General features: G+C 57.5%; 17 protein-coding genes. 6 read left to right on the top strand and 11 right to left on the bottom strand.

The window, feature by feature from the left end; genetic code table 11:
• Window positions 1-37 precede the first annotated feature (37 nt).
• A complete protein-coding gene (locus tag EB815_RS27705; RefSeq protein WP_155772375.1) occupies window positions 38-2,146 on the bottom strand; it encodes a DUF7024 domain-containing protein in 2,109 nt (702 codons plus the stop codon).
• Window positions 2,147-2,420: 274 nt separating this feature from the next.
• Between EB815_RS27705 and EB815_RS27700 the strand changes: the two genes are divergently transcribed.
• From EB815_RS27700 to EB815_RS27685, 4 genes are all read left to right on the top strand, one after another.
• A complete protein-coding gene (locus EB815_RS27700; RefSeq protein ID WP_081294681.1) occupies window positions 2,421-3,437 on the top strand; it encodes a glycosyltransferase family 2 protein in 1,017 nt (338 codons plus the stop codon).
• Window positions 3,434-4,075, top strand: a complete 642-nt coding sequence (locus EB815_RS27695) for a class I SAM-dependent methyltransferase (RefSeq protein ID WP_056563811.1) — start codon at window positions 3,434-3,436, stop codon at window positions 4,073-4,075. Before EB815_RS27700 ends, EB815_RS27695 begins: the two co-directional genes overlap by 4 nt.
• 2 nt (window positions 4,076-4,077) lie before the next feature.
• On the top strand, window positions 4,078-4,950 hold the full coding sequence (locus EB815_RS27690) for a hypothetical protein (protein WP_056563807.1): 873 nt from the start codon (window positions 4,078-4,080) through the stop codon (window positions 4,948-4,950).
• A gap of 111 nt (window positions 4,951-5,061) precedes the next feature.
• Window positions 5,062-5,823 (top strand): FkbM family methyltransferase, encoded by a 762-nt coding sequence (locus EB815_RS27685; RefSeq protein WP_056563803.1) that lies wholly within the window; start codon window positions 5,062-5,064, stop codon window positions 5,821-5,823.
• A 43-nt stretch (window positions 5,824-5,866) separates the two neighbouring features.
• On the opposite strand, the gene EB815_RS27680 is transcribed toward EB815_RS27685, so the two are convergent.
• From EB815_RS27680 to EB815_RS27640, 9 genes are all read right to left on the bottom strand, one after another.
• Complete coding sequence (locus EB815_RS27680) at window positions 5,867-7,561, bottom strand: hypothetical protein (protein WP_056563800.1); 1,695 nt, start codon at window positions 7,559-7,561, stop codon at window positions 5,867-5,869.
• A gap of 356 nt (window positions 7,562-7,917) precedes the next feature.
• Window positions 7,918-10,785, bottom strand: coding sequence for a glycosyltransferase family 4 protein (locus EB815_RS27675; RefSeq protein WP_056563796.1), 2,868 nt, complete (start codon window positions 10,783-10,785; stop codon window positions 7,918-7,920).
• Window positions 10,782-12,287 (bottom strand): methyltransferase domain-containing protein, encoded by a 1,506-nt coding sequence (locus tag EB815_RS27670; protein ID WP_056563793.1) that lies wholly within the window; start codon window positions 12,285-12,287, stop codon window positions 10,782-10,784. The genes EB815_RS27675 and EB815_RS27670 overlap by 4 nt, the downstream gene beginning before the upstream one ends.
• Window positions 12,284-13,510, bottom strand: coding sequence for an ABC transporter ATP-binding protein (locus EB815_RS27665; protein ID WP_056563790.1), 1,227 nt, complete (start codon window positions 13,508-13,510; stop codon window positions 12,284-12,286). Before EB815_RS27665 ends, EB815_RS27670 begins: the two co-directional genes overlap by 4 nt.
• A gap of 2 nt (window positions 13,511-13,512) precedes the next feature.
• Window positions 13,513-14,298, bottom strand: a complete 786-nt coding sequence (locus EB815_RS27660; RefSeq protein WP_056563787.1) for an ABC transporter permease — start codon at window positions 14,296-14,298, stop codon at window positions 13,513-13,515.
• 33 nt (window positions 14,299-14,331) lie between these two features.
• Window positions 14,332-15,276 (bottom strand): GDP-mannose 4,6-dehydratase, encoded by a 945-nt coding sequence (locus EB815_RS27655; protein ID WP_244493896.1) that lies wholly within the window; start codon window positions 15,274-15,276, stop codon window positions 14,332-14,334.
• 38 nt (window positions 15,277-15,314) lie between these two features.
• Window positions 15,315-16,301: a GDP-mannose 4,6-dehydratase gene (gene gmd, locus EB815_RS27650; protein WP_056563781.1), complete on the bottom strand. Its 987-nt coding sequence runs from the start codon at window positions 16,299-16,301 to the stop codon at window positions 15,315-15,317.
• Window positions 16,302-16,358: 57 nt separating this feature from the next.
• Window positions 16,359-17,774, bottom strand: coding sequence for a mannose-1-phosphate guanylyltransferase/mannose-6-phosphate isomerase (locus EB815_RS27645; protein WP_056563778.1), 1,416 nt, complete (start codon window positions 17,772-17,774; stop codon window positions 16,359-16,361).
• A complete protein-coding gene (locus EB815_RS27640; protein WP_056563775.1) occupies window positions 17,774-19,204 on the bottom strand; it encodes a phosphomannomutase in 1,431 nt (476 codons plus the stop codon). Before EB815_RS27640 ends, EB815_RS27645 begins: the two co-directional genes overlap by 1 nt.
• Before the next feature lie 407 nt (window positions 19,205-19,611).
• Here EB815_RS27640 and EB815_RS27635 point away from each other — a divergent pair, with 407 nt between their 5' ends.
• Together EB815_RS27635 and EB815_RS27630 are read left to right on the top strand one after the other, a co-directional pair.
• Window positions 19,612-21,600: a nucleoside-diphosphate sugar epimerase/dehydratase gene (locus EB815_RS27635; protein ID WP_056563772.1), complete on the top strand. Its 1,989-nt coding sequence runs from the start codon at window positions 19,612-19,614 to the stop codon at window positions 21,598-21,600.
• Between the two features lie 227 nt (window positions 21,601-21,827).
• Entirely contained in the window at window positions 21,828-22,376 is a 549-nt protein-coding gene (locus tag EB815_RS27630) for a sugar transferase (RefSeq protein WP_056563769.1), read from the top strand.
• Here EB815_RS27630 and EB815_RS27625 read toward each other — a convergent pair.
• On the bottom strand, window positions 22,355-23,308 hold the full coding sequence (locus EB815_RS27625) for an NAD-dependent epimerase/dehydratase family protein (RefSeq protein WP_056563766.1): 954 nt from the start codon (window positions 23,306-23,308) through the stop codon (window positions 22,355-22,357). The two genes, EB815_RS27630 and EB815_RS27625, sit on opposite strands and share 22 nt — an antisense overlap.
• Window positions 23,309-23,310 lie beyond the last annotated feature (2 nt).

Genomic DNA, 23,310 nt, shown 5'->3' with positions numbered 1-23,310 from the left:
GAGCACATCGCCATGGCAGGCAGTTCGCAACGATCAACTACTGTGTCACTTCCTGCACGCTGAGTTGGCGGAATCCAATTCCGAGCTTCCGACGATCTTCGTTTAGACCAAGCTCCTTCGGTGAGATTGGGTTGGGGATCGAGAAGGAGATCGAAGTCGACGCCTCCGAATTTTCAAATGGGATAGCAATTTCCTGCACCGATTTCGACAGCGCGAACGTCGCCGATTGAGAGCCTATGTGCACGGAAACGGGTCGTCCGACATTCGGACCAAATGCACTTGCCGTAAGGTGCAGAACGAATTTTTTTGGCAGCGGCTTCACGAATTCCAGTGTGACCATAGGACCATCCGACCACGTGCCCCAACCCTCGGCACCTGACAGGCCTCGGACACGGGCTAGGGTTCCGGGCCAGGATCTTCTTGTGAAGTCTATCCTGTCTGATCCTGCGAGCCGAAAAAGTGAAAAGCCATTCAGGTCCAATTTGAAATGAGAGTTAGGCGGAGGGGCGTGATCGCCGATGAGAAGGAGCCATTCCTTATCACTGCGGACCTTCGAAAGATCCGCTGGAGAACCCGCTGGAATTAGAACAATCGAAGCCTGCGGATCATCGACATAAAACAAGGACCTAAATAGCCCTGACGGATTTGAGCTCATGATTACAAGGCGGGATGTGTCGTGGCCCTTCAAATATTGATGCGCGAAGATGCCAGCCTCGTCAAATACATTTGGATTTAGGTTGGTTCGAAGATCGATGCTGGAAAAATAAGTTCCTATAACCGCCGATAGAGGCGCAAAGATCAGAAGAAAAACCCGCGCGCCAAATTTAAAACTAAAAACCCAAATAAAAAGTGAAAGCATTCCGATGGCGGAAATAAAGTAGAATATATTCTTTTGGTAAGAAATACCACGCAGCTCTGGGCTATCTACAAAGGCTGGCGTGTAGGGGCGCATCGCCGTAAAAATCGCGTAGATAATCAATCCAAAAACAGGGGCTGCTGAAATAAGTCTATAAAGCGTGAAATTTCCTTCACGTTGATTAATTTGTGATGACATAAATATTAGAAAAAGAGGAAAGGCGAAATTATAGTAACGCATATGTAGCCTGAAGGGCGTTTCATAAGGGCCCATATTGGCGATCGAAGCCGAAAATAGCGCCACTACCACGACCAAAGTTGAAAAGACGGCGAGCGTGTAAAAGGCAATTCTAGCGGAGACCTCCTCGGCTTCATGACGAATCGAGTGCTTCCACATGCTGAGCAGGACGGCGGCTAACGGGGTGCCGTACAAGATTGATAGCGCAAGAAGATGGCCGGCAAGATTGATGCCGGCTAGTTTGACCAGTTCGGCGTAGTGGTCCAAGTTCAGAACTGCGCCGCTAGCGTAGGACCCGTAGGTGGGGCCAAAGAGCGTGGCTCCCGCTCTCCCTGCAAGGGCAAAACCAAGCGCCAGTTTGGCGGCGATGGCAACGGCGACAAACACAGTGGACACCCGGAGCCACTTCGCGGCCCAGGCCTGCTCGGGACCCTGCCTAATCAGATAAGCGAAGTATAGAATGACCCCGGGTAGAAAAAATAATGAGTGCGGTTTAACTAGTGCCGTAGCAGAAAATATAAGTGAAACAAAAATAAATTCAACGAGCTCAGAGTGTGCGTCTAGCGCCAATACCGCCCACGAAAAAACCCAGAACATCAGAAAATAAAGAGATTCTGGCATGTAATAGGCTGTATATGTATTGATAGCTCCAATAACTGACAAGATGGCGATCAAGGATGCGGATGGCTTTGATGTGATGCGGGAAGAGGTTAAAAAAATGAATGGTGCAGCTAGTATAAATAAAATAGTATTTAAGTACCTTGCGCACGCGAGAAAGCCATCTCCGCAGTATCCTGTAAATTTATATACATAGAAGAAAAGATACGATGGAACAGGAGCGCCAGACGGGAGGCTAAGTCGAGAAAATCTACTGTATGTATATTCGTCGGCTAACACTACAACGTAAAGACCTTGATTTCTAAAGTTTATCGCAATGCCGATAGCGACCAGGATAATTGACAGAAATACCGTCGTGTTCCTGGCATATGAAGCAATCAGACGAGCCCATGTGGCGGAAAAACCGCGCGCGATCTCCTCGCGTGTCCAAATCACAGTTAGCTCTCCCAACGCCTGGTCAAACGTTTATCGAATCTACCTGTCGACTAGTTTTATCAGATGTTCAACCACCACGTGCGCGCTATCCCGCAGGGACGGTGCCGAATTCTGGCACTCTCGGCTCGGCATTGGCTGCCCACTGAAAAAGGTAGAACAACCAACCCTAAGAGTACGCAAATAGGAGCCTCGAGATTGGTGATCGGTATGGAAAGGCCGTTTTTGCTTAGCCAAACCGCTTGCGTCGGAGCCTCATGATGGTAGATGACACGGAGTGTCAGGTCCCAAACCCAAGGGCAAGCCGCTGCCAAAACTGATTATCCAGATTCCTTGCTATAACGAGGCCGAGACCCTCGCGATAGCGCTGAATGATCTGCCGCGGATCGTTGCCGGTTTCGACAGCGTCGAATGGTTGATCATCGACGACGGAAGCAGCGACGCCACAGCCAGGGTCGCGGAGGAAAACGGCGTCGACCACGTCATACGCCATACCAGCAATCGTGGCCTTGCCTACGCCTTCATGACCGGCATCGAAGCCTGCCTCGCGCGAGGCGCCGATGTCATCGTCAACACCGATGCAGACAACCAGTACAACGCGGCCGATCTGCCGGCCCTGACAAGGCCGGTTCTTGAGGGACGCGCGGACATGGTCATCGGCGCTCGGCCGATATCGGAGATCGAGCACTTCTCGCCGTTGAAGAAGCTGTTGCAGAAGCTCGGCAGCTGGGTGGTTCGCGTCAGCAGCGGCACGGATGTGCAGGACGCACCGAGCGGATTCCGCGCGATTTCGCGCAACGCGGCCCAGCGCCTGGTCGTCTTCAACAATTACACCTACACGCTGGAAACCATCATCCAGGCCGGCCGCAAGAACATGCGCGTGGTCTCAGTGCCGATCCGTGTCAACGGTGATCTGCGACCGTCGCGGCTGGTCAAGAGCATCCCTTCTTATCTCAAGCGCTCGATCTTCACCATCGTGCGCATCTTCGTCATCTACCAGCCGGCCCGGTTCTTCGGCGCGGTCGCGGCGGTTCTTTTCGGCCTCGGTTTCCTGCTCGGCCTGCGCTTCCTCTACTTCTATCTGGTCGATGCAAGCAGCGGTCACGTCCAGTCGGTGGTCCTTGCGGGCGTGCTGATGTCGATGGGCTTCCAGGCACTTCTGGTTGCTTTCCTGGCCGACGTGATCGCGGCCAACCGCAAGCTTCTGGAGGACATCAGATATACGCAGCGCGCGGCGCAGGGGGAGATCAAGCGACCACAGCTGAAGCGGCAGGAAAGCAGGCTGGGCGAATGAAGGTAGCTGGTGGAAAGGCAGAGGACGGCGTCGTCATAGGCAACACCTATGACAAATACGGCACGCGAAATCCTATCGCCCGCCGGATGGTCGCCGGCTTCGACGATGCTTTGTCCGGCTTGGTGGCAAAGGCGAACCCCGCTACCATTCACGAGGTCGGATGTGGAGAGGGCTATTGGGTCATGCGGTGGCTTGGCCAGGCCATCGATGCGCGGGGCACCGATTTCTCCACCCAGGTTATCGGCATGGCAAGGGAGAACGCCCGTGGACGCGGCATGGACCCCGGGCGTTTCGCGGTCCGCAGCATTTATGAAGTGAAGCCGGAACGCGATAGCGCGGATCTCATCGTCTGTTGCGAGGTGATGGAGCACCTAGAAGACCCGCAAAAGGCCTTGCAGGCGCTGCAGCGCGTTGCAGGATCGGACCTGATCCTCAGTGTCCCTCGCGAACCACTCTGGCGGGCACTTAATCTTGCGCGCGGCAAATACATTTCGGCCTTGGGAAATACGCCCGGTCATCTGCAGCACTGGTCACAGCGCGGCTTCGTCTCGCTCGTCTCCCAGTTTTTCGAGGTGGTTGAAATCCTGTCGCCATTGCCTTGGACCATGCTGCATTGCAAGCCTAGGAAAAGGCGCTGACGATGGCGCTCGGCCCGGGCGCGAGGACTTGGCTCAACCGCATAGGAGCTTTCCTGGGTTTGGCCGGCCTCGTTTTCGTGGGGATGCGGCTTCACAGCTACGCTGGCGAGATCGATTTCCGACGAATTGGTCTTGGCGGATACGTCGCAATCGCCGCGCTGGCCGGTCTGTATGGCCTCTCGAATCTGCTGCTTGCCGTTGGCTGGTGGCGTCTTCTGGTCCATCTCGGAGTTTCGGCCTCCCGTTCCTGGGCAATCCGCGCCTATGCAACCTCGCAACTCGCCAAATATGTCCCCGGCAATATTTTCCAGTTCGCCGGGCGGCAAGCCATTGGTGTGGCGGCGGGTATCGGCAATCGGCCGCTGGCCAAATCGACTGCCTATGAACTCGCCATCCTCATCGTTAGCGGAGCTCTCTTTTCGCCGCTTCTGTTATCGCTGATTGTCGCCGACACTCCGGACTGGCTCGGCTGGGTTTGTTTCGCTGCGGTCGTGGCGGGCGCGCTTTGGCTGGCCTCAAACAGAGGCGTGGATTTTGGTGTGGCTGCTATTTGCTATCTCGCCTTTCTGGCATTTTCCGGTCTCGTTTTTGCGGGAGCCTATAACCTTGCCGGCGGTTCAGTCGGACCGGCGCTTTATCCGGCGATTGCAGGCGCCTACGTGCTGGCGTGGCTTGCCGGGCTGGTGACCCCAGGCGCGCCGGCCGGTATTGGTGTCAGGGAGGCGGTGTTGCTCTTCCTGCTCGGTGAAATCAGCCCCGGCCCGGTCATAGTCTTGGCAGCAGTGATCGGGAGGACGATCACCGTCCTGGGCGATCTCTTCTTTTTTGTGAGTGGGCACATTGCTAGGCGATTGTGCCAGAAGAGCGATGAATAACGAGCAAGACATGTTGCCGCGAGATGATGACCTAGGTAGCATGCCAGACATCAGCAGGAAGATACTGTAACGTCATGGAAATGCTCCATTTTTGGAAAAAATAGGGAAACAATGCACAAAAGATACATTAAGTTTGGCGAAAAAGACGTCACTCTCTGCGGAAAAAAAGGGGACATCTACTTTGACAACGCTGTGCCTGATGAGCCATTTACATTTGCAATGACTGCTCTTCCCAATGCAGCGGTGGTTTTCGACATTGGATCAAATATCGGGATGACAGCGGTTGTTGCGGCGAAACAAGGCGCTGCGAAAGTCTACGCTTTTGAACCGGATCCGAACGTCTTTTCATTCCTGCTCGATACCGTTAAAGCCAACGCAGCTTTGGTGGATGCTCACAATATCGCGCTGGGTTCAAAAGAAGGAACGCTCTCCTTCTTCTCAAACCCGGATTCGGCGTCTGCCAGTCATCTTGTCACGGAGAATACGCTTGGGCATTCGCCAACGCATAGGGTCCGGATGTCAACGTTCGATGCGTTCGTGACGTCGCATCAAATCCACAGGATCGATTTTATCAAGATCGACGTTGAAGGATTCGAAATAGATGTCTTGTGGGGCGCACGAGAAACCATACCGCGTCTAAAGCCATCGCTGCTAATCGAGTTTAATGCTTTTACCATGGTGGGATTCCGGGATATAAATCCTCGAGACCTGTTGCGGCTACTCCTAGAAACTTTTCCGTATGTCTATCGCTTCAAGGATGGGAAACCACAGCTTATAGATGGTGACGACGCTGCGCTTGGGTTTATTCACGACAACTTGGTATCAGCCGGATGCGTAGATGATCTATATTGTACTTTTCAACCTGTGCTGTGATGCTTGTAGGGTAATAAAGGTGTTTCAGTATTGTCTCTTTTTCTCAACGAGAAAGGGTGGACGTTGCTGACGAATTTGAAATCGGCGAGTGCAACCGAACGATTATGTAGTCGGCAGTGCGTGTTAACGATAGCGCTTGGTTTGCTGCTAGTGTATCCGCGACGCGTAAGAGGTCTTCTTTGAATTCTTGCTTCACTGGCCAGGCTTGCGTCGGAGCAAGATTGTCTATGAATGATAGCGCCACAGCATCTGCGGCATGCGACGTAAGCACTGCAGTCACCATGTCGGCATAATTGGCGCCAATGGTCCTGTCCACCTCACGCTGAGGAAAGGCTTGTAGAGCTGCGGGCCATTGGTCGAATGCGGTGGCCACATTCTTGTCGCCGCCAATGTTGAACGCCTTGATCCTGATGCTGGGCGCAAGAAAGGTTATGAAAAAGTCATTTCCCCAAGGCGCGAAGAAGACCCTCTCATCGTCCACGAAATTTTCGTCGATACTTTTCGCGGCGGCCTCAACATTCTGCATATTTTCCCGGTTCGCGGCATAGGTGGCCAACCAAGCTTGGTGTGGCAAGTTGCATAGCACCACACCAACCGCAACTGGAATGCGCCATTCGGTAAGGCTCCTGCGTCCAGAAGCGCTTGCCAGAAACACGGCCCACATCCCGAACATTCCGAGTGCCGCCCAACGATAGCTGGCACGCATCGCATCGAAACCCGGCAGGTTTTCGGAGATGTATCCAGTGCCTGTAGGAATCGGTGCGTAAGATGCAGGCATGACGGGGCCTGCGACGCCATTTGGCTTCAACGTGTAGAACTTGAACGATGGTCCGAGCGAGAAATAGAAACCGACCAGACCAATAATCATGAAACCATAAATCGCCCGTTTATCGCCGTGGCTGATTGCCAGTCCAATTATCGCAGCAAGTATTAGAAATATTGCATGTGGAGTGGTGAATACGGAGGGGTCACCAAAATAGTCGGCGCTGGCTCTGGCTTCAGAGAACCCGATCCAATCCGAAAGCCAAAGGAGGCCTTGAACAGGGCGAAAGAGAAATTCGATGTTTGCTCCCCAAGCTCGAAAGAAGTCCATTGGCGCAGGATCGAAACTTGCGCGCCCGATGTAGAGCGTGAACAGGGTATACGCGACTAGGAATGCAGAACCAATCAAACCGATCCGAATGACTGCGCGCTTCCATTTTTCCTTTCGACGGATTGTCGCGGCAACCCAAAGACAGAACGTTGCGACAGCAAACATAACAAACGTATAGCCGTCCATGAAGACCGCGATCACGGCACCAACGCCGAGCGCTAGAAAGGCTGTGGGTGATGGAACTTCATCCCAAATTGTCGGCCAAGCGCACATCGCGTAGAATGGTAGCAGGGACATCCCGAGTGCGAGCGACGAGTAACTTTCATGCATCCACAACATTGGCGTCGACAACCACATTGCGGCAGCGGTTAGTGAAAGCAACGTTCCGACGTTCAGCAATCGACCGAGGCGGTAGCAACCCCAAAATGCCAACACCAGCCACGCGCCAAATGAGAGCGAATATGCGTCCGCTGCATCGAATCCCAACTTGAGAAATGCCGCCGCAGCCAACGCAGCCGGAAGTCCGAATGCGATAGCGGCCGGCGCTGGATTGCCGATGTTGTTCGCAAAGATCCAAATCAGTTCAGAGTTTGCAAACGATCTTGCAAAGCCCATCACCCACAACGCTTGCCCAAATGTCGGCATAGAGTAGCCTGGGATGGCTCCGTGCAAGACAAGGACAAGTAGAACAAGAGGAAGAGCTGCAAATACGTGTATAAGGCGCAAACTCATATCGGATTACCCGTCAAACTGCGAGGGTTGAACCTGTCATAGCTCAGTGCGGCATAGGCCCAGAACCTGTGACGGGCTAGCTGCTTGTATGAGGTCGGAAACAACCAATAAAACCCTGAAAGGTCGAGATCGCGTTCAGCGCTGAGGGTTTTAGTGTCCATGCTCTCACCTACGAAAGCGCAGGTTGGAATGCAACGCTGACTACGGAATTAGTCCCGAAAAACCTCGACGATGCGTCGCCCAGCACTCATCTAGCGGGCGAGCTGCTGCTACAAGGTCACGCGCAGCGGACTGCCAAACCACCGGACGCCCTCCTGGAGGAGTTCGATATCAATGAAAGCGGCGTCGCGCTCTTTCCACGTTATGGGGACAATGACGGCCAGATGGATCGTGTCGCCTGGTATCAGCACAAACGGAATGTGAGTGCGGGCATTGTCATACTGAAGAAGCTGGCCTGCTGCGTCGAGCACATGATAGCTCAGCACCACGCCCATATTGGCGTCAATCGGGCCGCGGCTCGACCAGGCCATATCGGAGAGGTTGGTCACATTGACGACGATCTTCGACGCGGCGCCGTCATCGGTCACATATGGACCCTCCACGAGCTCCAGGCGATGCGCGCGCTGCTCCTCCTCGAGAGACGCGGTGACCCGTGTGTCGCCAAGGTCGTTCAGTGGCGCGAAAGGCTTAGGCGAACTCGGCTCGTAGAGCTTGTACCATTTCTGCCCCACGACGACACTTTCCAGCTGCGCGGCGCTCTCGGACCATGTCGGCCATGAAACTTTGCTCGGCTTGGATATGAACGGCCGCTTCAGGAAGCTCTTGACCGCGTCGGCCAGGGCCGCTGGCGATCCCATTTCGAAGAAATGCGCTGCGGCCGCACCCTTTCCCACCTCTCGGAACACTGGAATATCGCTGGCGAGAACCGGCTTGCCGAAATGGCCCGCCTCGACGATGGGCAGGCCAAATCCTTCCGCGAACGAAGCCGCGATCAGGGCGTCGCAATCGCTATAAAGGGTACCAAGATGTCCGTCATCGACGCTTGCGTGCAAATGCAGGCGATTGCCAAATTCCACATGGCGCTGAATGCGGTCGATGAGATGCGAAATGCCCCAACCGGTCCTGCCCACGATGACCAGTTCGATATCAAATCCGTCGGCCCACAATGCCTCGAATGCATCCAGTGCAACACGATGGCCCTTGCGCGGCTCCAGCGTTCCAACCATCAGGAAGCGAGGTCGCATCACGCTCCTGCTTCGCGGTTTCGATGGCAACGCGTCCATTGCGAAATCCGCGCCGAGTTGCCAGTAGCCAACCTTCATTCGGCGCGGAAACCGGATGCCCGCCAGCAAATCCAGCAATTCGTCGGCGACTGCCCGGGAAATGCAGACAAAGCCGGTGGAGTAGGCGAGCGCGGTTTGGAACCATGCACTGAACAGGGGCGGCATGCCTTCATGACAGAAGGCGGCGGAGCGCAAGGGAACCGTATCGTAGAGACAGGATACGACCTCCGCCCCCTTGATGAGAGCCGGGCGCAGAAATGCCGGATGCAGGGTATGAAAGGGCCACGAACTGTCCAGCATCAGGATTGTATCGCCGGCGTTCGGCCGCAGCCGGTTCGATGAATGCTTTGTCGGCGGCCGTCCCGTCCACTCTCTTGCCGCGTACCAGCCGGATTGGTCGTCGCAAAAGGAGATGTATTTGCTCTCGCCCTTTGATCCGCGTGGGAACATGCTTTCACAGATGCGCCGAACGACGCGTTGAATGCCTGTCCGATGGTCCTCCAGAAGTGTCGCCGTGGCGTCTACCAGAAGTCGTCGCTGCGTAGCCTCCGGTTCGGCGAGAGCCATCAAGGTCGAAGCGTCCTGTTCGTCGCCTCTCTTGACATCGAGTGCTTCGACAAGCCCGAGCCGCTGCGGAGCCGCGCGACTGTCCAGCCCTTGCAAACCCTGAACGACACGATCCGACACCCTTCGCCAGCTGAATGTGTCGATTCTTTCTCGCGCCAGTTCTTTCAGCTTGCGCGCGTTGAGTTTGCCCGCGGCGGCGATATCGATCTTCTCCGCAAGATCCAGCGGGGACGTTGGATCAAAGAGCAGCCCGTCGTCTCCGACAACTTCGGGAAGCGCCCCGGCTCTGGCGGCGAGGGCTGGTGTTCCGCAGGCCATTGCTTCCAACGCCGTCAACCCGAAACCCTCCATGAAAGAGGGTTGGATCAGCGCCAGCGCTCCCTTGTACAGACGCACCAGCGTCCTATCGTCGACGGCGCCCGCGAATACAACCTGGTCAGGTCGCAAGCCATGAGACTGCCAGAGGTTGAAGTACTCGACCCTCTCCCGGGGTGTGATTTCCCCGGCAATCACAAGCTTTAAGTTATGGCGGAGTGATTCTGAAAGATTGACGATTGCTTGCGGTATTAAATCGAGATTCTTTCTCCAATCGAAGCCACCAACATAGAGGAGATAATCGTATTCTTTATGATGGATCTCGTTGCTTTCGCCGATCAGGTCGACGAAATTTTCCGATATGCCGGTTCCGATATATTTATAATTAGAATTTTTGACAAGTTCTGTAAATTCTTCAGAAGAAAACTCAGAGATTGTGAAGGTGATGTCAAAATTACCATACCCTGAGAGGCGCCTGTGAAAATATTCTCGCTGACGAGTGTCGCGCATGTACTTTTCGGGAAACCTGAATGGGATCGCGTCGTAGAAGATGGCGGCTGTTTTGACCGTCGCCAAAGAGCCACCTCGATAGGGAACCGCGGGGTCGACGGCCCCCTCGAACGGACTTGCGGACAACGCGACATCCGGGTTGAGTTGGTTGACGTGATGGATGAGGGCAATCTCGCTGCGGCGGCGCCAGGGCGTGTAACCGAAATCGGCCTCGCCTCCTTCGACCTTGCCGTGCCAGACATGAATTCGATCCGGGGGGACGATGCCCGAGAGCAATGATCGCGCGGCAATGGCTGCCTCAGGCATCGCCGCATTCAGCGATACCTGCAGTTCGATGTCGCCATCTTGGCCGGAGAGGGCTTGGAGCAGATCCAGCACGTAGCGGCCGATGCCTCGCTTCCGGCTGTGGGTTTGCAGGCACTGACCGTCGACCCAGAGTTTCAATGGCTGGGCATTTGTCATTTCGACTTTCCGGTCATGAGAAGCTTGCTCCAGGCCCGGAACGCGACAGGGTCCGGATCAAGCATCCAATCCTTGTCGATGATGATCAATCCGCTTCGGGCGCGTGCGAAAGCCAAAAGGCGGCGCTCGATCGGCGGAGCCAGCCGCACTGCGCGCCGTACGGAAGCGGCCAGGCGCGGCCTCAGCCGCAACCACAGCAGGCCATGGTGCATCAGAAGCCTGGTATTGGCACCAGGCGCCAGCGTCCACGCGGGGGAGGGGGCGGCGAGGTCACGGCTATTGTATTTTGGCCGCTCTAATGCAGTGCGGTACAAGTATTTCATTGCTCGGATGGGAGCTGCGAGTTTCCACGAGGTCGAGTTCTTGAAGGCGTCCGTAAGCGCCGAGAGTTGCTCAACCTGTTCGGCCAGCGCCGCCATGCTTTGGCTCAGGCGGGCAATCTCGGCGTCACGCTCCTCTATGACGGCATCCTTGAGGAAAGACTGTTCTCTCGCCGTGATTTCTTCCTCGGCAAGATGGTGACGAAGGCGCTCGATCTCGGTATCGCGCGCTGCCACGGCTCTGTCCTTGATGATGTCCTTAAGCTGTTTGCCGAGAGAAGCCACGGTGTTTGTCAGCGCGATATTGCCCGTTCGCATCATGTCGGACTGGGCAGCCAGATTATCGGTCAGTTGCTGAAGCTGGAGCGCGGTCGAAGTCATCATTGCCTTGACGCCTCCCGATATGTCGACGACTTCGTCATCGGCGGAACGCAACCATTGCTTTATCTGCCTTGTGTCCGTGGGCACCATTTGCGATGCGCTCTCGACAAACGCCGCAAGTGCATTGGGTCCTTCCACGAGGTGTTTTCTCGCCAGACAGGCATAGTCGCGCGCCACCTCGAACATCAGGTGAATGCTGCGTTCCATCGGTCCGGCGTCGATCATCGGGGCGCCATTCAGCCTCAAGATCGCGGTCTCCGCGAATTCAGCTTGTCCCACCAGAAATTCCAGCAAATCCGGCGGCAGGGGACGCTTATGCGTTGGGTCGAGATGGAAAGTATGCGTACCGACCGAGATATTTTCCGGATTGGGTGTTTCCAGGATCAGCAGGCCGTCATCGGTCAGCACTCTGTTGCATTCATCCAATAGTCTGATCAAGTAATCCGTCGGTACGTGCTCGACCATATGGAAAGCCGAAATGACGGCCACGCTGTTGTTCGGCCTGCCGCCGAGATAGTCGATCGCGTCCTGCAATTCGATCTTGAGGCCATGGTCCGTGGCCTCCTGTGCCATACGCGCATTGGTATCCACACCCGTGGCATCGAACCCAGCCTCGGCGAGTATCTCGAGCCATTCGCCGCGTCCGCAGCCAAGATCGATCGCCAGGGTCGGTCCCTCGGCCTGTCGCGGTACCTGCGCCAACAAGGGCAGGTAGATCTTCAGCCGATCCTTGACGAGTTCCCTCGAGCCGCGAAAGCGATCCTCGAAGGCCTTGTAGAGATCATCGAAAGTTTTTTTCATCTGACGATTTCGAACACGTGTTCAAGGCGGCTCGTCCCGACAAAAAACGGGCGGTCTGAATTGATGACGTCGAAAACCTCGACGTTTTCGATCCAGTCGAAATTGTTGTCGATGTGAACGTCTCCGGTGTGGAGCGAAATGGAAAGTCCGTATGAACCCTGGCCAAGCGCGCAGGCAAGACGCAGGTTGCATTCCACCTTGTCTCCGGCCTTGATGCCTGAAAGCACCTGGCCCGTATGCCAGGTGTTGGTTCCCCAAACTGTGTGGCCGGCGCGGTCTTTCAGCATGAACCCGATGACCAGTTCCGGAATGTCCTCCTTCGCCTCTATCCGGGCTCGAATTGTCACGCTCTGTCCTGAGATGGCGGTCTTGATCGGCTTCCCGTTTTCGCCGTCGATCAGCGCGACGGATTCAACCGCGGCCGCCTTGGTTCCGCTCCTGCTGTAAAGCCAATCGTCCCTTTCGCGCCGTTGCTCGATGGTCAGCTTGGCGTTCTCCTTGGTCGCGATCAGGGCGTTGTAGTAGTCGACCACTTCGTCGGGCGGCCCGTCCTTCAGCACGCGCCCCTTGTCCAGCAGAATCACCCGGTCACACAAGGATCTGACGTCGCCCATCCCGTGAGTGACCAGAATGATCGACGTGCCGGCGGCCCTGAAGCTGCGTATCCGGTCGAAGCTCTTGTGCTGGAAATAGCTGTCGCCCACCGAAAGCACTTCGTCGACGATCAGCACCTCGGGCCGTTCGGCGGTGGCGAGCGCGAAGGCCAGCCGCGCCTGCATGCCGCTCGAATAGGTTCGCAGCGGCTGATCGAAGAAGTCGCCGATCTCGGCAAAGTCCTCGATATGCGGCATCAGTTCGGCAAGCCGCGTTTGCGACAGTCCCATCAGTCCGCCGGCATGGTAGGCGTTCTGGCGTCCGGTGAATTCGGGGTTGAAGCCGAGCCCGAGTTCGAGGATGGCGCTGATGCGGCCGCCAACGCTTGCCGTGCCCTCGGTAGGCCGAACGGTGCCGGTGATCAGCTTCAGAAGCGTGCTCTTGCCCGCACCATTCTGGCCGATGAGGCCCAGTGCCTCGCCGGCCGCCAGGGAGAACGAGATGTCCCTTACCGGCCAGAATTCCTCCGTGGGCTTGACGGGCGCGCCGAACCAGCCGGCAAACCTTTCCAGATTGCTTGCGTAGCTCGCATAGCGTTTCGACAGATGGCTGACGGAAAGCACGGTCATGGCTACAACACGTCGACCAGTTCGGGGCTTGCGCGCCGAAAGAAGATCATTGCGAAAGCCATGCTCACAATTCCAAGTGCCGCCGGCACGATCAGGCTTTCAGGGTTCGGCCAGCGGTTGAACAACAACGCGTCCTGATAAAGCGCCACCAGCGGTGCGATCGGATTGAGGCCGATCAGAAAAGCATATTTTTCGGGCAGAACATTGGCGGGATAGACGATCGGCGTCAGCCAGTACCAGAGCTGCAGCACGATCATCATGACTTGCGCCACATCGCGAATGAACACGTTCATCACGCCGAGGATCACGCCAAGGCCGAAGCCGATCGCTGCAATCAGGATGATCCCGATCGGCAGCAAGACCAGGGCGCGGCCCGGAATATGGCCGAGGAAGATGAAGATGACAAACAGGGCGATGAGCAGCAGCAGATGGTTGATGAGCGCCGTGCCCCCCACGATGACGGGCAGGCACAAGCGCGGAAAGGCGATCTTCTTCATCACGGGTGCCTGCTCGATGAAGACGGTCATGCTGCGTGTCAGAATCTCGCTGAACAGCGTCCAGGCCGCCATGCCGGACAGGAGATAGATCGGATAGGCCGCGGGGCTGTCCGTGTCCGGGAGCCTTGCCTTGAGAACTTCCGAAAGGACGATCGAGAAGATGAGCGCCTGCGCAAGCGGATGAAGGATGAACCACAGGCCGCCCAGACGCGACCGCACGAAACGCCCTTTCAGGTCGCCCCTGATGGAGGAAATGATGAAATGGCGGTACTGCCACAGGCTTCGAAACATGTGCTCAACCTTTGGCGCGCTGCGGTGATGTCATCATCGAGCGTTGCATAGCCGGTGCCAATACCCGAAAACGTCGGCTATTGTCTGCTCGAATGGCACCAAAGGCCGCCAATTCAACTCGGCGCGTGCCTTTGAAGCATCACCTGATGCGGTGGGAATCTCGTTCGGGCGCAGTTTTTCAGGGTCGGCACGTACTTCGATGTCGATGCCCGACTGCGCAACAAGCGTATCCAGGATATCACGGATTTTCCGGGGTTGTCCCGATGCGATGTTGTAGACTTGGTCGGGTGCGGCATCCAGATTCAGCACTGCGGACCTGGCATACGCGCGCACCACGTCGCGAACATCGAGGAAGTCACGCTCCGCCTCGAGATTCCCGACGTGAATGACCGGCTCGCTCTTGCCGGACACGATCTCGGCGACCTGGCGTGCGAAGGCGGAAACCACATAGGCATCGGACTGGCCGGGGCCGGTGTGGTTGAAGGGACGAAAGCGTACGGCGCGCAGACCTTCATATGCCATTTGCCCGACCATCAGGTCCGCGGCCGCCTTGGTGGCGCCGTAGACCGTCATCGGCCGAAGCGGCACGTCTTCCGTCACCGGACCTGCCGCGCTCAGGAAGGAAGCGCCATACGCTTCGGAACTACCCACATAGACGAACCGGGCGTCCGGCGCGTGGTGCAGCATGGATTGGGCGAGGTTCATCGTTCCGTTGAAATTGACGTTCCAGGCATGCCGTGGCGCGTTGCGTGCATCGGAAGGAGCGGCGACCGCGGCCAGATGGATGAGCGCGGTGGGCTGCACCTCGCGGATGGCCTCGTCGAGCCCCTTTCGGTCCTGCAGGTCGATCGCGTTTCGGTGGCCCGCGCCATGGCCAAGCGGGAACACCTTGCAGTCAGCGTGTTCCCGCTCCAGCAGCCGCAACAGTGCCGTGCCGACAAACCCTGTTGCCCCGGTTATCAGGATGCGATGCGTCAACCTATCGACCATAACGCAAAAAGGGTTCTCCGCTCAACTCAGCGCTTGGCGGTACCGGCGTGACGTTCGAGATCGGCGTCCACCATTTCACGGATCATGTCTTCCAGCGAGATCGTCGCCTCCCATCCCAGCTTCTGCTTTGCTTTCGCAGGGTTTCCGAGCAGAATTTCGACCTCGGCCGGTCTGAACAGGTCCGGATCGATCACCAGGTGATCGTCGATCTTGAGCCCGACATGTTCGAACGCGATTCGGCACATGTCGCGCACGGTCGTCGTCCTGCCTGTCGCGACGACGTAGTCGTCCGGCTGGTCCTGCTGCACCATAAGCCACATGGCACGGACATAATCCTTGGAGTGACCCCAATCGCGCTTGGCATCGATGTTGCCGAGCCGCAACTCCTTTGCCAGGCCTTTCTTGATGCGCGCCACCGCGTCCGTGACTTTTCGGGTGACGAACTCAATGCCGCGAAGCGGAGATTCATGATTGAACAGGATGCCGCTCGAGGCATGCAGGCCGAAGCTTTCGCGATAATTGATGGTAATCCAGTGGCCATAGAGCTTAGCGACCGCGTAAGGCGAACGCGGATGGAAAGGAGTTGTCTCCGACTGCATGGGCTCCTGGATAAGACCGTACATTTCCGAGGACGACGCCTGGTAGAAACGGGCTTCGGGCGATTCGAGGCGAAGTGCCTCGAGCACATTGGTCACGCCTATGCCGGTGACATTGCCCGTCAGGATCGGCTGCTGCCAAGATGATTTGACGAAGGATTGGGCGGCAAGATTGTAAACCTCGTCGGGCTTAACATCGCGCATGGTTCGAGCCAGGCCGGACAAATCCGTCAGGTTGCCATCAACGATCCGGACATCGTTTTCGATGCCAAGCCATTTCAGGCGCGTTGTATTGACGTCAGCCGTGCTCGATCGCCGCGCCAGTCCGTGGACCTCGTATCCCTTGGACAGCAGCAACTGCGCCAAATATGCGCCATCCTGCCCGGTGATGCCGGTGATCAAAGCTTTCTTTGTCATCAATGCTCTCGATTGTATCTGGTGGTTGCTCGCCAAGCATCGCGAGCCGGGGGATTGTCAGGCGCGACCATATACGTCATCGAAGCGCACGATATCATCTTCGCCGAGATAATCGCCGCTTTGCACTTCAATGATCACCAGGTCAATTCTGCCGGGGTTTTCCAGCCGATGCTTATGGCCGCAGGGGATGTAGGTTGATTCGTTTGTTGCCAGGAACAATTCCTGGTCGCCATTGACGATTTTCGCGGAGCCGCTGACCACGACCCAGTGCTCCGAACGATGGTAATGCATTTGCAGGCTCAAACGCCTGCCAGGCTTCACCTCGATGCGTTTGATCTTGAATCGCTCGCCTTCCTCCAGAACCGTATAGGTACCCCAGGGTCGGTGTACCGTGCTGTGAAGGAGATGCGCCCCATGTCCGGAAGCCTTGAGACCCTCGAACAGCTTTTTGACGTCCTGAACGCGGTCGCGGGATGCGACAAGCAACGCATCCGGGGAATCGACGATTATCAGGTCGTTGACGCCGACGGTGCCGATGACCCGCCTGTCGGAGCTGATATAGCTGCCTGCGGTGCCGATCATGTGAATATCGCCGCGTATCCTGTTTCCGTTTTCGTCGGGGGCGATCAATTCGGCCATCGCGTTCCAGGATCCGATGTCGTTCCAATCCATGTCGCAGGGTATCACGGCAAGATTGCCGGCCTTCTCCATGACCGCGTGGTCGAGAGAGATCCGCGGAGCCGAGCCGAAATGCTCGGGCGCGAGTTCGATTTTGGCAAAGCCTTCGCCGTCGCTGAAACGGGCGTTCTCATAGCTTCTGGAAACCGCCTCGATGACCGCGGGACAATGCAAGGCCATTTCATTGAGCATGGTTTGGGCGCTGAAGCAGAAGATGCCGGCGTTCCAGAAGAAACGCTTGGATGCGAGATAGGCTTGAGCGGTCTCGAGGTCTGGCTTTTCAACGAAGCGGACAACTTTTTCGCCGTCGGCCTCGATATAACCGAATGCGGTGTCCGGCCTGGTTGGGTTTATGCCCAGGGTCGCGATTCGGCCCAGCTTCGCGTAGTCGATGGCCCGGCCCATGACATTCAGAAACGCAGGCAGATTGCCAATCATGTGATCCGCGGGAAAGACGCAAAGGATTGCGTCAGGTCCCTGCGTCGCCTTGGCGTGGACCGTGGCGGCGGCAACGGCAGCGGCCGTATCCCGGCCTTCCGGCTCAAGCAGAAATGTGCGTGGCAGCACGACCGAGTCCAGTTCGTCGAAGTCGTCCTTGGTCAGGAAGAGGTGGTCCCCTGATGTCACCGCAACGAGTTCCACGACGCCCTCGATCGAGGCCGCGCGCAACACGGTGTGCTGAATAAGAGAATGTCCGTCCGCCACTTTGAGGAAAGGCTTGGGGTGCGATTGCCTCGAGGCAGGCCATAGCCGCGATCCGGCTCCCCCGCTGATGATGACGGGAACCACTTTCATTAAACGACCTCTGTTTCGTCTGTGGATGTGATTGCCCGCGCCCTTTCAAGCGTAAGCGCCACAATCGCTTCCGCTCTGTCCTGGTTTGCAGCCTCCGAATAGCACCGCAGTTCCGGCGCGTTGCCGGACGGCCGCAAATGGATGATCTCGCCATTCGCCATTCGTGTCCTGAGGCCATCGGTCTCATCGACTTCGGCGACAGTCCCGAAAGGGGCCAGAAATCGCTGCAATTGTTCCCGGTCGGCGAGCCGAAGCATCAGGCCGCTCGAACTTTCCACCGGGAAGTTCTCAAGGCGCTCGCTCGCGCACACCGGGAGCTTCCAGAGTTCGCGCAGATGCGACACCTTTTTTCCTGTCGACGCAACCGTGCCAAGGACGGCAAGGATCGGGAGCATCGCATCTCGCGTCGGCAGTGCCGTCAATGTTCTCCCGTGCAGCGAGCAGTCCGACCCAAGGAGCACGCCGCCATTGGCCTCAAAGCCAAGGACGATGCCGCCGGTGCGGTATGAAGCTTCCATGGCTTCGATGACGAACGGAGACCCGACCTTCGTCCTCAGCACCTCAAAACCGAAGGTTTTCGAAATGCCTGAATTGGACGTTACCGGCGTCACGACAACATCTGCCCGCAAATACAAGGCTACGGCGAGGCCTATCAGGTCGCCGCGAAACAGATCGCCGTTCTCGTCGGTGACGAGTGGACGATCGGCATCGGCATCCGTCGACACGATGGCATCGAGTTTGAATTCTCGCGTCCAAGCCCTGAACTTTGCAATTGTGGTCGGGCTCACAGCTTCTGTGTCAACGGGCACGAAAGTATCGGATTTCCCGACAGGCGTCACGCTGGCGCCGAAGGATCGGAGAATCTCGACCAGGAGATCCGCCGCGACCGAGCTGTGCTGATAGACGCCGATCCTCAACCCCGAAAGGGAGCCGGGCTTCAATATATCCTCGGCGCGTGCGCGATAGGCGGCCATCGCCTCATCATGGTGTGTCGGAAGTGCGGTTTCTGCAGACGGCGGCGAGCGATAGGAATCCGACTTTTCAGCGGCATACTGTGCGATGGCGGCTTCATCGGCTTTGCTGATCTCGCCATGCGGGCTGTAGAATTTGATGCCGTTGCGGTCGGCGGGAATATGCGAACCCGTCACCATGAGCGCCGCCATGCCATGCTGCAGGCCATAGAGCGCCAAGGCCGGTGTCGGAATGGCGCCGCAATCGATCGGTTGAAGTCCGCTTGCCGCCAGTGCCGCCATGCAGTTGGCGGCAATGGTGGGACTGCTGTCGCGTAGGTCGCGGCCTACCAGGACCCTGGCTTTCGGCTGGCACCCGCCGGCGGCCAGGCGCCAGGCGAAAGCCTCGGTATAAAGTCCACTCGGCTTCCCGACCAGTTCCGAAGCCAGGCCTCGAAGGCCACTCGATCCAAATTTCATCACTTCGCTTTGGCTGGTGAAGGAAAGGCCGTCATATTGCAGTAGGCTCCTCTGTCAACCGAAAATCGCTTGGCCAGCAGTCCAGCGTTTCCCTTGTGATCTTCAAAATAGTGCGTTGGCAATGATTTAGACGACACTTGGTACGTATCGGTCCGGGAGCCACGTGATTTGTATAAGCGGGAGCTACTTTTGCACTTGCTGTTGCACGCGGTCCTGATCGATATGCGCGGTCCTAATCAAACCGCCTGTGAAAAAATCTCTGGCGATGGCCTCAAGTCCACGCTATGCGATAGAGAAGGCGGGGGCCGAGGATTTGGCGCTAATAACAGGTGGCCGGTGACGAATGGTATTCGATCTGGCTCCGTACTAGTGTTGAAGTTCTCACGCCCGGAGTTCAGTACTGCCTGATGACATCCCATATAGAAGCCGTATCCGGACTTCGACCGAAGGTGCGTCGCGCTATCATCATGGTTCTGGATATCGTGATGGTCCTGATCGCGGTGGCGCTCAGCCTGACGTTATCGCAATCGAGACTGTCGTTCGAAGCCTTTTCCTCAGCGGGTTTTGCTTGCTGGGCGAGCATCATTGTTCTCAGCCACCTGCTGTTTAGATATTGCGGCCTTTACAACACCGTGTGGCGTTTCGCCTCGACGCCGGATTTCTTCAATATCTTGAAGAGTTGCGCAATTTTGACTGTCACGCTTTATTGCGTTTCGCTCGTTGTCCGTTCCTTTCAGCCTGTGGCGGGCCTTAACGAGCGCCAGTTTATTGTCTTTTTCCTGGTTTCTTTCACCATCATCTCCGCGCCCCGGATTTTCTATCGGTTCCTTCGCGACGGTGCGAGTTGGCGCATCTTGAGCCGCGGCACCGGCAAGACCTCGATCAAGCGGGCGATGTTCGTCGGCAAGTTGAGCGAGGCCGACGTAATCATCCGTTTCACCCGCACAGCCCAGCCGGCGGAGTATTCCATCGTCGGAATCTTGGCGATCGAAAACGGGGCTCCCGAGGGTACTCGTATCCAGGGCGTGCCCGTCGTGGCCATTCGCCCCCGCTTGGTCGAGGCGCTGGAGGAATACGCAAAGGGGACGGCAAGTCTCGACCTGCTTATTTTCGGCAGCGGTGCCGAGCATGAGATCGAAGAGTATTCCGAACTCGTTCGGGTCGCCCGGCATGGCGACATAGCGGTCGTGCAGTTCTCGGGGCTTTCGCAACTGGGGCAGGAGGGAAAGCTCGTTCTCGACGCTGTCGAGATGGAAACGATCCTGCGTCGCTCGACGGTGCCGTCCGATGTCAAACGCATCAGCGCCTTCGTCGGTGGTAAGCGTGTTCTGGTGACGGGTGGTGCCGGTTCCATCGGTCGAACCCTCGTCAAACGGTCGCTGGAGCTTGGGGCCGACGCGGTCCTGGTTGCCGACAATTCCGAGTTCGGCATCTTCCAGTTGAGCCAATATATTGACGAGCAGCACCATGACCGCCTCAAGGTCCGCATCGCCGATGTCGCCGATCGGCGCCAGATAACGCGCGTCGTCTCGGAATTCAAACCGGATATCATCTTCCATGCGGCGGCGCTGAAGCACGTTCCGCTGCTCGAGGAGAATTGGGACTCGGCCATCCAGACCAATGTTTTCGGTACACTCGTCTGCGCAGAGGTTGCCGCCAGATGCGGAGTGGCGCAGTTTGTCCTGGTGTCGAGCGACAAGGCCGTGGATCCGTCGTCCGTGCTTGGCATAACGAAGCGGGCTGCCGAACAGATCGTCAGCGCCTTGCATGGGACCCCCCCGAGCGATCCTGGTGGGCGCCGCCCCGCCACCAAGTTCATCGCCGTCCGTTTCGGCAACGTCTTTGGCAGCAACGGTTCCGTGGCGACCATATTCCAGTCGCAGATCGAGGCCGGCGGACCCGTCACGATCACCGACCGGCGTATGACGCGCTACTTCATGACAGTGGCCGAAGCCGTCGATCTCGTCATCATGTCGGCGGCCGATGCCGCATCGCGGCCAAGCGGCGAAGATTATGCCGTCTACATGCTCGACATGGGCAAGCCGGTGCCGATCCTCGAAGTGGCCGAAACGATGATCCGCATGTCGGGAAAGAGCCCGTACACGGACATCCCAATCCGCTTTACCGGCATCAGGCCTGGCGAGAAGCTCCATGAAACGCTGCATGGTGAAGACGAGGAACTCGTCGAACTCGGCATTTCGAAGATTTTTGGCTTGAGCACGGACGTTGTGGAGTGGTCGGACGTCCAGGTCGCACTTGCCGCGCTTCAGCAATCGGTGAAGAACCAGGGCAAGGCCGCTTCGCTCGCCGTGCTGGCGGGTCTCGACCGCGCCAAGAAGGCGCGGGGGAGCACGGACCAGCGGGCAATCCCGAAAACGGCTGGGCAGGCGACTTAATCTGTTGCCGGGCGATCCTTGAATCTTGAGATCTGGTCGGCGCTAACGCAAAAGCTATGTCCATCAGCTTTTTGCCGGGACCAAACGGCACCCCCAAATGTCCTGAACCTGAATGGCCGCGCGGTGCGCTTGGTCGAGAGGCGACCACGTGCTAGGTCGACCGGATGACGGCTTCATCAGCGGTGTTGTCCCGCGAGGCTTTTGGCAGGGAGCACGATCGACCATTCATGAAGGCAGCCAAGAAAATCTTCGATCTTGCCGGCGCGACCCTGCTGCTGGTGGCCACATCTCCTGTTCTATTGCTCGCCGTGCTTGCCGTGCGGGCATCGTCACCCGGTCCAGCAATTTTTTCCCAGACACGGGTCGGTCGTGACGGCGCGTTGTTTCGCTGCCACAAGTTGAGGACTATGGTGCAGGGGACGCCGTCCTTGCCCTCGCATGAAGCGCCGGCGAATGCCGTGACTGCTGTCGGAAGGACCTTGCGGAAGTTCAAGCTCGATGAACTGCCGCAATTCTGGAATGTCCTGAAAGGCGAGATGAGCCTGGTCGGGCCGCGTCCCTGCCTGCCGACACAGACGGAATTGATCGAGTACCGCAGGCGGCTGGGGGTTTTGACAGCACTTCCAGGCATAACGGGCATGGCCCAGATCAGGGGCATCGACATGTCGAACCCGCGCCTCTTGGCCGAAACGGATGCCGCCTATCTCAGGGCGGCGTCATTCTGGCTTGACCTTCGTATCCTGTTTGGAACGCTCTATCGCAACGGAGGCGATTGAGCGTTTGCGAACCGCGTCATCTCGACCAGTCGTTCCAGCGTGCCGGTTTCCGGCAGCCAGCCCTCGGATACGAGCAGGGCAGGGTCGCATATCTGCGTCGCGGTCATGCTGTCCCAGAATATCCGCTTGCCCAAGAGGATCGCGGCTGCCCGCAACGGCGCGGCCGGCACGGTCATCAGGCGCCTCGGCCGTCCAAAACCGCTGCGAAAGGCGCCCACAATGTCAGCGATCGAAACCGGCGGCACATCGCTGGCAATGTAGATCGGGCGTAGCGATCCCGAACGGCCGAGCAGATGACATATCGCTCCCGGCGCTGATTGCGATGACAGCAGGGAGCGGGTTGCCGTCAGGGCACCGGTCGGCAGCGGCAGGGCCGTGTCGGCCAGGCGCATCAGCGTTGCCAGGTTTCCCTTCATGCCGCTTCCATAGACTGGAGGCAGCCGCAATACGGTGCCGTCGGAACGGCCATGCGACGCATAGGCGTCCAGCACCCTGATTTCGGCTTCGCGCTTCGAGCGCCCATAGGCGCATTGCGGATCGGGGATCGTGTCTTCGTTGATCGTTGCGCTGACGCGCGCGCCGATCACGGCCCGGATCGAGGAGAGCTGGATGAAGCGTCCGCTTGCTTGCTCGGCGGCGGCCTGTGCCAGCCGCGCGCTCAATTCCGCATTGGCCGCCCGGAAATCGGCTTCGGTGGCGTTGCGTTCATCGTTGTTCAGGCCCGCGCAGTGGACGACATGCGTGACATCCCTGGTAAGCGCCAGGAAGGCGGCGGTCGGCGCATCGAAACCGGGCATGCGCATGGCGTCATGTCCCGAACCAAGCCTCTCGGGATGGCGGGACGCGAGGCGAAGCTCGACACCTGCCTCGCGGAGCCGGTGAACCACCTGACGGCCGATGTAGCCCGTCGCGCCCGTCACCAGAACTTTCATGA

The organism is Mesorhizobium loti (assembly GCF_013170705.1).
In the GTDB taxonomy this organism is placed as follows: Bacteria; Pseudomonadota; Alphaproteobacteria; order Rhizobiales; family Rhizobiaceae; genus Mesorhizobium; species Mesorhizobium loti_D.
The sequence above is the reverse complement of the archived record's forward strand: the minus strand, read 5'-3'. Positions and strand labels throughout refer to the sequence as shown.